Raw genomic sequence first — 12,869 nt, 5'->3', positions numbered from 1 at the left:
CTCCGTGCCTATGAAGGCATTGCGGTTCCCATTTGTTTCAGGAAGGCCACGTGAGAAGCTACCGCATAGCGTACACGTGGATATTCGATGTACTGGAGACCGTGCTCCTGGCACATTTTACGAATGATCTTGCTGATAGCAGGATAGTGTACGTGCGATATTTTGGGGAAAAGATGGTGTTCGATCTGGAAGTTCAATCCACCTACCAGCCAGCTCACTACTTTATTGTTGGTAGCAAAGTTTGCGGTGGTTTTGATCTGGTGGATAGCCCACTCATCATCCAGTCTTCCGGTATCTTCATTCACTACAGGGAAAGCAGTATGCTCAACCGTATGTGCCAGCTGGAACACGAGGCTCAGTACAAGACCTGCCACCAGTGTGAAGATGAGGAAGCTGATAAGCCATGAAGAGAAACCTACCATGTAAATGGGAAGGCCAACGAACATGAAGAGGTGCAGCAATTTGAAGCCCCAGAACACGAGGTGGTCGCTGAGTTTCATTTTCTTCAGAGGCATGCTGCCTACTTTGCTCTTGAAATATTTCTGATAGTCGAGTACAAAGATCCACAGTACGTAGAGCAGTGAATACAGGAGCCAGAAATAGATATGCTGATACTTGTGCAGTTTGTATTTTTTCTGAGTGGAGCTCATGCGCATCCATGGTTGGATATCGATATCGTCGTCCACACCGTCTACGTTGGTATACGCGTGATGGATCACGTTATGTTTCACATTCCACATGAAGCTGTTGCCACCGAGAATATTGAGAGAGAAAGAAGCGAGGGTGTTTACCCATTTGTATTTGCTGAAGCTTCCGTGTGCACCGTCGTGCATTACGTTAAAGCCGATAGCTGCTACCAGTCCGCCCAGTATAACGCTTTCCAGTATCTGAAAAAGGAGGCTGGGTGTAAAGAACACCAGGTGAATATACACAGCGAGAAAACCTACCATCAGCACCACAGCTTTTATGAAAAGGCTGTAATTACCGGTTTGGGATGTACCCACTTCCTGAAAATACTCACTGATCCTGCGCTTCAGTTCTGAATGGAATGAGTGAGGAACATTCGCAAATTTTGGTGTCGCCATTTTGTTTAATACAGGGGGACTAAAAGAAATTAATAAAGGCGCAAAGTTACGATTATAATACCTACAAACCCTTAAAACCTTGCTAATTATGTTTCTACCAATACCAGCGAATCGAGATTGCGGATGCCGATCTTTTTTTCGCTGATGAACCCTTCTGCATATTTCACGCCAATTCTTTTTCCGAGCATGCGCGCACGCGCAATTACACTGTCGAGGAAGTCGGGGGTGGAAATATAGGTTTGTGTGCCTTCACCGCCATTGATAGGATTGAAGAACTGAGTTGAATAAGCCTCTACAGCCTTCATTCTCTGTTCAAATACATCGCTTATGTCGATTAAGAGATTAGGTTCGTGATACCAGTCCTGCATGTAGTGCAGCACATATTTGGGACGCCATTTTGGTTGAAGATTACCGTTCTCGTCGCGGGTCTCCACTTTAACAAGACCGCTGAGGAAACAGGCGTCTGAGATGAGGTGGCCCGCTCTGCCGTGGTCGGGGTGGCGATCGTCGAGCGCATTGGCGAGGATCACATCCGGCTGATACTTGCGGATGGCGCTGATCAGTTGCAACTGATGCGCTTCATCATTCCGGAAAAAACCGTCGCGCATTTTGAGGTTTTCCCTCACATGCACGCCCATGATGGCTGCTGCACTGGCCGCTTCGGCATACCGGGTTTCGATGGTTCCCCTGGTTCCAAGCTCCCCTTGTGTGAGGTCGAGAATGCCAGCCTTCTTTCCATTTCTGATTTCGTTAATGAGTGTTCCGGAACAACCAAGTTCCACATCATCGGGATGGACGCCGATGGCGAGTATATCTAGTTTCATAATCGTTGATGTGCGAACAACAAAGATAATCAGGGATTTGTTCACAATTGCATTCCCCAGTTGATCAATTCTGCTACTTCTCCGGGGGCATGCAATGCAGGAACGGGATCGGCTCTTTTTTTGCCTAACCGCACCAGCACCAGTTTTTTGGAAGGGATAACAATGATGTATTGCCCAAGGATTCCACGGGCATAGAATATTTTTTCATTGCCGGGAATGATCCACCACTGATAACCATAGTAGTCGCAGGGCTTTCCATGCCTGTCGGGGATCATATTGGGTGTAATGGATTGAGTGTAGTATTCGGGGGAAATGATCTCCTGCCCTTTCCAGCGGCCGCTGTCCACCATCAGTTGCCCGAATCTTGCAAAGTCGCGCGCATTGGAATTGAAACAGCAATACGATTTGATATGTCCGCCCGTATGATCGGTGCTCCAGAGTGCCGGATGTTCGGCCCCCAGCGGATGCCAGAGTTTTTCTGCACAGTAGGCGCTGAGCGATTTTCCGGTGGCTTTCTCTACGATGAGACCCAACAGTTGCGTATCGCCGGATCTGTACTCGAAGAGCTTACCGGGCTCAGCCTCCATTCCCACGCCCGTGGCAGTTTTGTATACATCATCTCCATAATAGAGTTCAGTAGTGATGCTGAGCGGGTTGGAATAGGTTTCCTGAAAATCGGTGCCGCTGCTCATGGTGAGCAGATCGATGATTTTCACTTTCGACTTCTCTCCTTCTTTGAATTCCGGAAGATATTTTCCGACAGGGTCCTGAAGAGATTTGATGCTGCTGTCTTTGAGCGCGCATCCAACCAGCAGACCGGTGATGCTTTTGGCCACGGAGAAAGAGCCGGACCAGGAAGAATCGGAATATCCATCCCAGTATTCTTCAAATAAAACAGAGTCGTTTTTTATAACGAGGAGAGCAGTAGTTTGCAGGTCTGTGAGCAGCCTGCGTGTATCGGCGGGGAGTGTAGGTTTGTTGTAATCCGTGCTCACCGCCCATGGCTGATGTGTGCCGGTGGTGAGAGTATTGTTGTTGAAATGTTTGTAATCGTCGATGCCGGGGAAATTGTACCAGACAACTTTAAAGAGATAGGTTTTGCCGCTGATGAATGCATAACCTGCAAATGCAATCAGCAGAATTACAATTGAGTAGGCAAAATAACTCAAGTATCGGTTGATTTTTTTCATGCAAGGCTAATTAATAACAATTTAGCCAAAAACAAGCAAGGATTTCTTATGACTTTGTTAGATACATTTTTAACTGCCCAACAATCCCAAAATGCATATCAATTTCCTGGATTTTTAAGACAAGATCAGTTATTATTTTATTTTAATATAATTTACAAATTAAGATTCTAAACAATTAAAACTCAGCGCAAGTTAGTTATGAATAAAAACTCTTTCCAGGACTTTGATGCAACACAATTTTCTACAATTGACGACCTGTATGAGTTTGTTGAAGCTAATGGGATGGAATTGGAGGAATTTTCGGAAATCTCAGATATTTTCATAAAGTATAGAAATTTCACAAATTCCCCTGAAGAAAAGCAGTGGGCCCAATGGGAGGTTGAATGCTTCATTTTTGAAATTAATGGTCCCCGGTTATTTTCTCTTTCCTCTTCTAATGGTGCAATAATTGGTGAGGTAAGTCAATTTCCTTCCTTAGATCAGATACAAACCAATGCATTTTCTTACATAAAAAAAAGAGCGGAGAACTGCAAAACCAGTTTACTTAAGGCAAGGTATTATCATTTACTATGGAGAGCTATTTCTGGTGTTAAGAATAGGAAGTACGGCATTAAAGCAATCCAAAATTATTTTGATTGTATTAATGACCTTATTAAACAGCTTCACCCTAATTATGATGAAGACAAAGCAAGCCTAATTGGACGCTATTTCGAAAATACATCGAGCCTCTGCAATGAAATTAACACTGAACATGAGCAAATTAAAAAGCTAGCTAACCACTTACTATTTAGAGTTTCGGGAATTCCCTTTTTTGTGAAGTCGGGAATTGTTGAAGATATGTTATCCTTCCCAAAACTTTTTAAGGCTATTGACTTTAAGGGAGTGCTTGACATTTACGAAAGCGAACTAAATAAGAACCCTAGAATAAGTGATTTTCTTTGGACATCAATATATTTTCCTAAAGCAATCGAAGTAGCACAAAAAACGAAAGAAAATTTAAAAGAATGGCATAATGAAGTTGGATTTGCAAACAGGAGGATGGCCGACCGGGAATCAACCGAAGACAGAGCCTGGATTAAGCAATATAATTACACCAAGGCAATCCAGGCCTTTACATTAGCGCATAATACTAAAGAAAAGGAGGAAACCGAACAACTATATCATGCCCATAAATCCAATATCAGATTAACCTCCTTTAGTATAAACTATGATGTAAAAACAGTTAATGCAATTGAAAAATGGGATGAATATCTAAAAGGAAATGCAGAGAAAATATTAATGTGTACGCCCAGAAGCATTTACTCCTATTTAGCTAATGAGCCTATCCTGCCGAATTACAAGGCTGCTCAACAAGGGGTTAAGAAACTAGCAAAAACAACTTTTGACCATTTTAATCATATACAATTTGATAAAAACAAAAACATAATTAAGAACAACGCCTTAGACATTCAGACTAACCATTTGTACACATTCTATTCCTATTATGTTCAACATAGCCTTCTTCCCAAACTGCGGTACATTATTATACCCGGAATTCAATCAGGACATTTGACATTTAGAAATTTCATTTCCTTTATTGTTAATGACAGCTGGATTGGCAAAAGTTTTATTTACAAAGACATAAGCGGACAAGAACTTGAATTAAATACCAGTCCGTTAATTATCCCCTCAATCATTGAGTTTTTTGTTCAGATTCAGGCGTGGACCAGTTCAAAATACTACCAACCGTCTTTTGTTTTGTGTATTGATAGCTTAACCCTAAAATTCGAAGGCCTTTTGCGCAAATTCTGCGAATACATTAATGTTAGCACCAGCATTAGCAGACAAAAAGGGATGCAGGAATTGTATATTAACAACATTCTGGAGAAAGAAGAATTCCTGAAATATTTTGAAGAAGATGATGTTTTTTTCTTCAAATATCTTTTTCTGAATGAAGGTGGCCCTAATATCAGGAATAATGTTGCACATTCATATTATGAGTATCACGATTATTCAATTGATAAAGCACTTTTGTTAATTGCTGCCTTACTCCGAATAGCGAAGTATGACTTTGAGCAGGGAGAAGAATTAATCAAATAAGCATATCATTCAGATAATCAACTTTTTACTTCAAATTTTGTTCTAATAATGATACAACATTTCCCTCTCCTGCCCGTATTTGGGTTTTTCTCCATTTTCGACTAGCTTCGCAGGTCGTAAGAAACCCCTCCTGCCCCATGAGGAACAAGAGCTTATCTTACAGACCCAAAATCATAATGTTTAAAATCACAAACCAAATATGGCATACGACGTAATAGTACTCGGAAGTGGCCCCGGCGGATATGTGGCAGCTATCCGTGCATCTCAGTTAGGTTTAAAGACCGCTATCATTGAAAGAGAAAGCCTCGGTGGTATATGCCTCAACTGGGGTTGTATTCCTACCAAAGCCCTCCTGAAAAGTGCTTCAGTAATGGAGTACATCAAACATGCAAAAGATTTTGGTATTGAAGCCACCGGTCAGCACGACTTTGCTGCTGTGATCAAACGCAGCCGCGGCGTAGCAGAGAAAATGAGCAAGGGCGTTCAGTTCCTCATGAAAAAGAACAAGATCGACGTTGTGATGGGCAACGGCGTGCTCAAAGCAAAAGGTCAGGTTGAAGTGACTGCTGCTGACGGCAAAAAACAAATCGTTGAAGGAAAACATATCATCATAGCAACCGGCGGCCGCAGCCGCGAACTGCCAGCCCTGAAACAGGATGGCAAGAAGATCATTGGCTATCGCGAAGCCATGAGCCTTCCTACCCAACCCAAGAGCATCATCGTAGTAGGATCAGGCGCTATCGGCGTTGAATTCGGCTACTTCTACAATGCTCTCGGAACAAAAGTTACCATCGTTGAATTCCTCCCACGCATCGTGCCTGTTGAAGATGAAGATGTATCGAAAGAACTGGAGAAGAACTTCAAGAAACAAGGTATCGAAGTAATGACCAATGCCGAAGTTACCAGCGTTGATACCAGCGGCAATGGCGTTAAAGCCACTATCAAAACTGCCAATGGCGACGTAGTGCTCGAAGCAGACGTTGTTCTCAGCGCTGTAGGTGTTACTGCCAATATCGAAAATATCGGATTGGAAACACTGGGCATCAAAACTGAGAAAGGCCGTGTTGCAGTGGACAAATACTATCAGACGAATGTTCCTGGTTTCTACGCAATCGGTGACTGTGCTCCTGGCCAGGCACTCGCACACGTAGCAAGCAAAGAAGGCATCATCTGCGTAGAGAGCATTGCATACAACGAGAAGAAATTCAATCACCAGCCGGAAGCTATCGATTACAACAACGTTCCTGGTTGTACTTATTGCACACCTGAGATCGCTTCAGTTGGATACACAGAGAAACAAGCCAAAGAAGCCGGCTACGAAATCAAAGTGGGTAAATTCCCGCTCAGCGCTTCGGGCAAAGCCTCTGCTGCAGGCCATACAGAAGGTTTCGTAAAAGTAATCTTCGATGCTAAATACGGCGAATGGCTCGGTACGCATATGATCGGTTACAACGTAACTGAAATGATCATCGAAACAGTAGTAGGCCGCAAGCTCGAAACTACTTACCACGAAGTACTCAACAGCATCCACCCGCACCCGACTATCAGCGAGAGCGTGAAAGATGCTATTGAAGTGGCTTATGGCGAAGCTATCCACCTTTAATTGCATTTATCTGCATAAAAGAAAAGTCCCGCATCAGCTGATGCGGGACTTTTGTTTTTATTGAATCCGTCGATCCGGATTATTTGATATCAATCTCCTTCGGCTCACTCTCCCATGCATTCTTTTCGTAATACACCAGCTTGCTGAATCCGTTTGTACGGTTGAAAGTGTACTTCGCTTTGATATGCCTCAGTTCCCGCTCTTCGGTAAATTTAGATTATTCCCGGACAAAATATAAAAATATATTGATAAGTAATGATGCAATACAGTCTGAACAGATCATTCCGATACTAACGTCGATCATAAACCGTTAAAAGGTCTGAAAACCGCATTCATAGCCGATAAACCTCCATTCATTTTTGCATTATTGGATAGTGGGGAGTTACCTGCCCAATATTCGCTTCAGGAAACTTTTGCAAGTGTCTGGAAACCTTTTGCAGCAGTCCGGAAAATTTATCCTGAAACATAACCCTACTTTTTTGGTAGACTAAAATATGCGCTCTATATTTGCACCTCCAAACACAATAGATCTTTTACAACACTTATCCAGAACAGACTGAGGGAAGGGCCCTGCGACGTCTTGGCAACCTGTACTTACCCATGTATAAGGTGCTAACTCCTCCTCCTGAAAAGGAGAAAGATGAGATAGTTGAATGTATTTCAAAACTCTTCTGAGCGCTCCGCAGCATTTTCTGGTTAATGGTTGTCTCATGTAAAGTTGAAAGTGATGAAAGCTATTTATTCTGCCCCACGAATGTGTCAACTGATGCCCCATAGCATGCAACGCTGCTGTTGTTGCTGTTGTATGGGATAGTTACTTCCTGTATCAAATCAAGCTAAGTAAAAAACTGACAGCTCCTCAAGGAGCATTGTAACCGATGCTATGCCAATTCTAAACCCAGGCATCGGAAGGGATATTCCGTGTCTACTTTTAATTCAACAATACGTATGCTTATTAAGAAAAATGTAATACTCATGCTGGCGCTGCTGATCAGCATTGGAGTATACGCACAAAAAAAACAGTTGCGTGGAGTTGTGCTGACTGCTGAAAGCAAACAACCCTTAGAAGGGGCTACTATTACAGTCAACAAAACTTCCATTGTAACCACCACCAACCAGCAGGGAAAATTTCAGTTGGAAGTTCCCGAAGGGAAAACCGTTATCACTATCACATTTGTAGGAAGAGAACCGCTCGAAACAGAAGTAAAATCAGACAATGATCTTACCATTCTTCTGAAGGCATCGAATTCCACACTTGAAGAAGTAGTAGCAGTTGCCTACACCACTGTAAAACGTAGCGGTTACCCCGGTGCTGTTGCCACTATCAGTGCCGACAAGATCAACAACAGGCTTACTCCCAACATCACCAACGCATTGCAGGGTCTTGCTCCCGGTTTGCAGATCACTTCTGAGAACGGACAACCCGGTAATGCTTCTGCCATCCGCATCCGCGGTGTTGGATCTATCAATGCTTCCAGTGCTCCACTCTTTGTGGTAGACGGTGCGCCATATGATGGAGACATCAACGCATTGGACCCTGCGGACATTGCATCTATCAGTATCCTCAAAGATGCCGCTTCTGCCAACCTGTATGGTTCACGCGCTGCTAATGGTGTAATTATCATCACCACCAAAACAGGAAAGAAAGGAGAAGATGGCGTAATCAATGTTACAGTTAATCAGGGCTCGAGCAGCCGCGCAGTGAAAGACTACGACAAGATCGGCACCAACGATTATTTCGAGCTTTACTGGGAGGCACTCCGCAACAAAGCACTCAGCAATAAAGAAACACCTGCAAAAGCAGCAGAAATTGCGAGCGGCCGCATTGTATCTGATCTTGGCATCAACCCTTACGGTCCCAAATTTGCCGAACCGGTTGGAAGAGACGGTAAGATCGTTGCCGGCGCCGTTCCGCTCTGGAACGACGATTGGGCCGATGCGATGCAGCAAAACGCCAAATACACACAGGCTCAGCTGAGTTTCAGCGGCGGCACTGAAAAAGCAACTTACTACCTCGGCGGTGGCTACACCAACAATGAAGGCGCTTTCCTCGGCTCTGGTTTCAAACGCTATAACTTCAGAAGCAACCTCACTTTGCAGGCAAAGAAATGGCTGAAAGTAGGCCTTAACCTCAATGGTGCAACTACCACACAGGACTACCCTACTTCTTCCGATTCCAAACAAGCCAACATTGTGCTGTTCGGAAGAACCATTCCAAGCTTCTACCCTATCTGGAAACGCAACCCTGATGGCACATTCCTTACCGATGCAAACGGAAAAACACAGTACGATTATGGCGATTACCGTCCATCTTCTGCACTGGCTCGTTACAACCTCATCGGTTCAGAGCCGTTGAACAGATCGAGAAACACCAACGAGAATATCTCTGCGAGAACATTCCTCGAAGCAGCCATTACGTCTGCGCTTAAGTTCAAAACCAGCTTCAATCTCGATTACATCAACGCCAACTCACATTACTACACCAATCCACTGGTGGGTGAAGATGCCGAGATCGAAGGCACTGTGTACAGAGAGAATTCCCGTTTTCTTTCTTATACATGGAACAACATTCTTACTTATGATCTCAACCTGCAATCGGGTCACCACCTGAACCTGCTGGCTGGTCATGAATACTACTATCTCAACAAGAACCGCATCTATGGCAGCCGCCAGAAAATGGTACTGCCCGATCTGTACGAGCCGGTAGCTGGTTCACAGCTGAACGATTTCTCCGGTACCGCAGACAACTATGTTAAGCTGAGTTTCTTCGGACAGGCGCAGTACAACTATCTCGGAAAGTATTTCGCTACCGCATCGGTTCGCAGAGACGGAAGCAGCCGCTTCCACCCGGATTCAAGATGGGGAACATTCTGGTCTGCAGGTGCAAGCTGGAGATTGTCTGAAGAAGACTTCCTCAAGTCGGTGGACTGGCTGAGCGCACTCACACTGAAAGCCAGCTATGGTTCATCAGGCAACGATAATCTTACCAGCTTTTACAACTATCTGGCTTTGTATTCCATTAAGACCAACCTCGGCAACGGTGGTGTTATCACATCCCGCCTTCCAACGCCTGGCCTCAAATGGGAAAGCAACCTCAACTTTAACGTAGGTACAGATTTCGGTTTCTTCAAAAATCGCTTATACGGTTCCGTTAACTACTATATCAGAACCAGTAAAGATCTGCTGTATGCCAAACCACTGGCAGGTTCTACAGGTTTCACTTCTGTAAGCGCCAATATCGGAAAGCTCCGCAACACCGGTATCGAAGTAGAACTGAATGCGGTTCCTGTAAGCAATAAAGATTTCAGGTGGACAGTAGGTGTGAACCTCGCACACAACAAAAACAAAATTGTTGAACTTCCACAGAAAGAGATCATCAGCGGAACAAAACGTCTGGCAGTTGGCGGATCGATCTACGATTTCTTCCTCCGCGAGTGGGCTGGTGTTGATGCCGAAACAGGCAAACCACTCTGGTATACAAACGACAAAACAACAGGTGCAAGAAAAACAACTTCTGTTTACAGCGACGGAACGCTTACGCAAGCCGGCACTGCGCTTCCTGATGTTACCGGCGGTATCACCAACACCCTCAACTATAAGGAATTTGAACTGTCGTTCATCCTCGCATACAGCCTCGGTGGTAAAGTACTCGATCTCGATTACGTGAACATGCTTACCGGTGGTACCTCTCCCGGCCGCAACTGGGGTGTGGAGCTGAAAGAAAGATGGACTCCTGAGAACAAGAACACCAATGTTCCTATTCTCACTACAGACAATCTGAACTTCACGTCTACTTCAACCAGATTTTTGTACGATGCCACATATGCAAGGTTGAAACAGGTTTCATTAGGCTACAATCTGCCACGCACACTGTTATCGCGTGCTGGTTTGAAAACAGCCAAAGTGTACCTGCTGGGCGAGAACCTGCTCACTTTCTACGGTCACCAGGGTATGGATCCTGAGCAATCACTCGGCGGTACAACCTACTATCAGTATCCACAGATGAAAACAATTTCAGTTGGCTTACAGGTAGGACTTTAATGAACACATTCAAATCAAGCATCATGAAAACGAAATATCATCTTTTATATATTGCAGCACTGTCCATAGGCCTGGCGAGTTGCAACAAACAACTGAACACCTCTCCATCCGATGCCGTTTCTGAAGAAATTATTCTGAAGAATATCGGCAACCTCAATACCATTTCAGAAGGTGCATGGGCATCTTTCATGGACGATTTCTATGGAGGCACATTCGGTAACCCCGGTTTCAAAACCATTGCACTCGTAAGCGATGCGATGGGTAGTGATGTAGCGGTTAATCCAAACAAATACAGCTACAACCCTGTATACAGTTTCAATCAGCTGCACGATAAAACAACCAGCCGCGTAAATGCTATCTGGAATCAGCTTTACAAAATCATCAATAACCAGAACATCATTCTGGCCAATGTAGATAAAGTAGAGGGAGATGCAGGATTGAAGCGTGTGGCGAAAGGTCAGGCATTGGCACAACGTGCGAATATCTATCTCACCATTGCTTCTTTCTATCAGTTCTCTTATCTGAAAGATCCGAATGCGAAAACAGCTCCGATCTACACAGAGCCTACAACCGATAAAACGGAAGGCAAACCAAGAGCCACTCTGAATGAACTCTATACGCAGATTCTGAAAGATCTCGGCGATGCCATTCCTTTGCTGGATGGATATCAGCGTACAGCCAAGTATAAGATCGATACCAATGTGGTATTTGGTCTTCAGGCCCGCGCATACCTCAACACAGGTAAATGGGACGAAGCTGCAACTGCTGCCAGCAAAGCGCTGAAATATTATCCGCTGATGACGCAGGCAGACTACACACAGGGCTTCAATGATGTAAGAAATTCAGAATGGATATGGGGCCATTCGGAGATCCCATCTCAGAGTGATGGCAGCTACAGCTTCCACTTCCTCGATGTATCTTCTGCTTCTTCTTACTACTATAGCTTCAGTGCAGATCCCTTCTTCATGCTGCTGTTCAATGATGGGGATATCCGTAAATCGCTGTTCTCATGGGATGGCAGATCGGGACGTCAGGGATTTCTTCAGTACAAGAAATTCCGTTTCAGAGACGATCAAACGGCTGATCTCGTGCTGATGCGCAGCGCTGAAGCACATCTGATCAAAGCTGAAGGTCTCGCACGTGCCGATAAAAAAGCAGAAGCTGTGCAGGCGCTGAACGATCTACGCAATGCACGTGGCGCCACGCCTGCAGATCCTGCAATCAGCAAAGATGATCTGATCAAAGAGATCCTGATCGAACGCAGAAAGGAACTCTGGGGTGAAGGATTTTCGCTCTCCGATATCATCCGCAATCAGCAGGCTGTTTCGCGCAAACCGTATGTAGATGCAGATAAGAAACCAATTGTAGTAACTGCCATTACACCCGATGGTACTCCCATTCAGGTTCCATCGAAATCACATACTTCCACGAAGTTTATCGATGGCAGTGATTATGTTCCTAATAGTCCATACTACCTGTTTGCAATTCCGCTTGCAGAAGAACAGAATAACCCTAATCTTTATAAATAATCTGATAAGGGTATTATGTGAAGGGAGGGCGTTCCGTTGTACGGAATGCCCTTTTTTATTGATAAATATCACCCCATTTTGCAGACAGTATTTTTACTATATATCAAATTTGTTTGTACTTTTGAATTGGCTAATATATAACCCCGGCATTCGACCTTAATAAACCGGCACTCCACTTTTCACAATACCTACCTTACTCCTTCAGCCTACGTTGCAATACACACCACATGACTCGCTAACCTGAGTCTATTACACAATGCACTCTGCATTCAAATATCCTTTGTTAACCTTTACTGGTTATTCCTTTCGCATCCATCTATCCTTCCATCCATCCATCCTTTGCAATTCCAGGAATACCTCCCGGTGTCCCGCTATGTAGTAACATCACTGAAACGCTGACATAATCGTCAGTAAACCATCCTATTTCCATAATTAAGGCATTCAAGGCCACCAAAAAACAAGGACGGAAGTCCTGCTGGAATTGTATTGCCCGAACTTTTCGTTTGTGTATCAATGTT

The 12,869-nt window shown here is 44.3% G+C and carries 7 protein-coding genes and 1 riboswitch; of the genes, 4 read left to right on the top strand and 3 right to left on the bottom strand.

All coding sequences use genetic code 11. The annotated features are described in order from the left end of the window. Positions 1–8 precede the first annotated feature (8 nt). The 3 genes from HHL16_RS20970 to HHL16_RS20960 all read right to left on the bottom strand — a co-directional run bounded on the left by HHL16_RS20970 (position 9) and on the right by HHL16_RS20960 (position 3,099). Entirely contained in the window at positions 9–1,085 is a 1,077-nt protein-coding gene (locus HHL16_RS20970) for an acyl-CoA desaturase (RefSeq protein ID WP_169427294.1), read from the bottom strand. An 86-nt stretch (positions 1,086–1,171) separates the two neighbouring features. Further along, positions 1,172–1,909 carry a bacillithiol biosynthesis deacetylase BshB1 gene (gene bshB1 / locus HHL16_RS20965; RefSeq protein ID WP_169427293.1) on the bottom strand — a complete coding sequence of 246 codons (738 nt, stop codon included), beginning with the start codon at positions 1,907–1,909 and terminating at the stop codon, positions 1,172–1,174. Positions 1,910–1,950: 41 nt separating this feature from the next. Next, positions 1,951–3,099: a serine hydrolase gene (locus HHL16_RS20960; RefSeq protein WP_169427292.1), complete on the bottom strand. Its 1,149-nt coding sequence runs from the start codon at positions 3,097–3,099 to the stop codon at positions 1,951–1,953. Positions 3,100–3,297: 198 nt separating this feature from the next. Here HHL16_RS20960 and HHL16_RS20955 point away from each other — a divergent pair, with 198 nt between their 5' ends. The 4 genes from HHL16_RS20955 (at position 3,298) to HHL16_RS20940 (ending at position 12,351) form a co-directional block, all read left to right on the top strand. Beyond that, positions 3,298–5,178: a DUF4209 domain-containing protein gene (locus tag HHL16_RS20955; RefSeq protein WP_169427291.1), complete on the top strand. Its 1,881-nt coding sequence runs from the start codon at positions 3,298–3,300 to the stop codon at positions 5,176–5,178. 199 nt (positions 5,179–5,377) lie between these two features. Continuing rightward, positions 5,378–6,781: a dihydrolipoyl dehydrogenase gene (gene lpdA / locus HHL16_RS20950; RefSeq protein ID WP_169427290.1), complete on the top strand. Its 1,404-nt coding sequence runs from the start codon at positions 5,378–5,380 to the stop codon at positions 6,779–6,781. A 539-nt stretch (positions 6,782–7,320) separates the two neighbouring features. Then, positions 7,321–7,428: riboswitch (SAM riboswitch) on the top strand. A gap of 301 nt (positions 7,429–7,729) precedes the next feature. After that, positions 7,730–10,822, top strand: coding sequence for a TonB-dependent receptor (locus HHL16_RS20945; RefSeq protein WP_169427289.1), 3,093 nt, complete (start codon positions 7,730–7,732; stop codon positions 10,820–10,822). A gap of 23 nt (positions 10,823–10,845) precedes the next feature. Beyond that, positions 10,846–12,351, top strand: a complete 1,506-nt coding sequence (locus tag HHL16_RS20940; protein WP_169427288.1) for a RagB/SusD family nutrient uptake outer membrane protein — start codon at positions 10,846–10,848, stop codon at positions 12,349–12,351. Positions 12,352–12,869: the final 518 nt, after the last annotated feature.

The organism is Pseudoflavitalea sp. G-6-1-2 (assembly GCF_012927185.1).
GTDB lineage: Bacteria > Bacteroidota > Bacteroidia > Chitinophagales > Chitinophagaceae > Pseudobacter.
The sequence above is the reverse complement of the archived record's forward strand: the minus strand, read 5'-3'. Positions and strand labels throughout refer to the sequence as shown.

Coding starts and splice junctions, on each gene's coding strand:
- HHL16_RS20970 (WP_169427294.1), bottom strand. CDS start 1,085: ATGGCGACACCAAAATTTGCGAATGTTCCTCACTCATTCCATTCAGAA.
- bshB1 (WP_169427293.1), bottom strand. CDS start 1,909: ATGAAACTAGATATACTCGCCATCGGCGTCCATCCCGATGATGTGGAA.
- HHL16_RS20960 (WP_169427292.1), bottom strand. CDS start 3,099: ATGAAAAAAATCAACCGATACTTGAGTTATTTTGCCTACTCAATTGTA.
- HHL16_RS20955 (WP_169427291.1), top strand. CDS start 3,298: ATGAATAAAAACTCTTTCCAGGACTTTGATGCAACACAATTTTCTACA.
- lpdA (WP_169427290.1), top strand. CDS start 5,378: ATGGCATACGACGTAATAGTACTCGGAAGTGGCCCCGGCGGATATGTG.
- HHL16_RS20945 (WP_169427289.1), top strand. CDS start 7,730: ATGCTTATTAAGAAAAATGTAATACTCATGCTGGCGCTGCTGATCAGC.
- HHL16_RS20940 (WP_169427288.1), top strand. CDS start 10,846: ATGAAAACGAAATATCATCTTTTATATATTGCAGCACTGTCCATAGGC.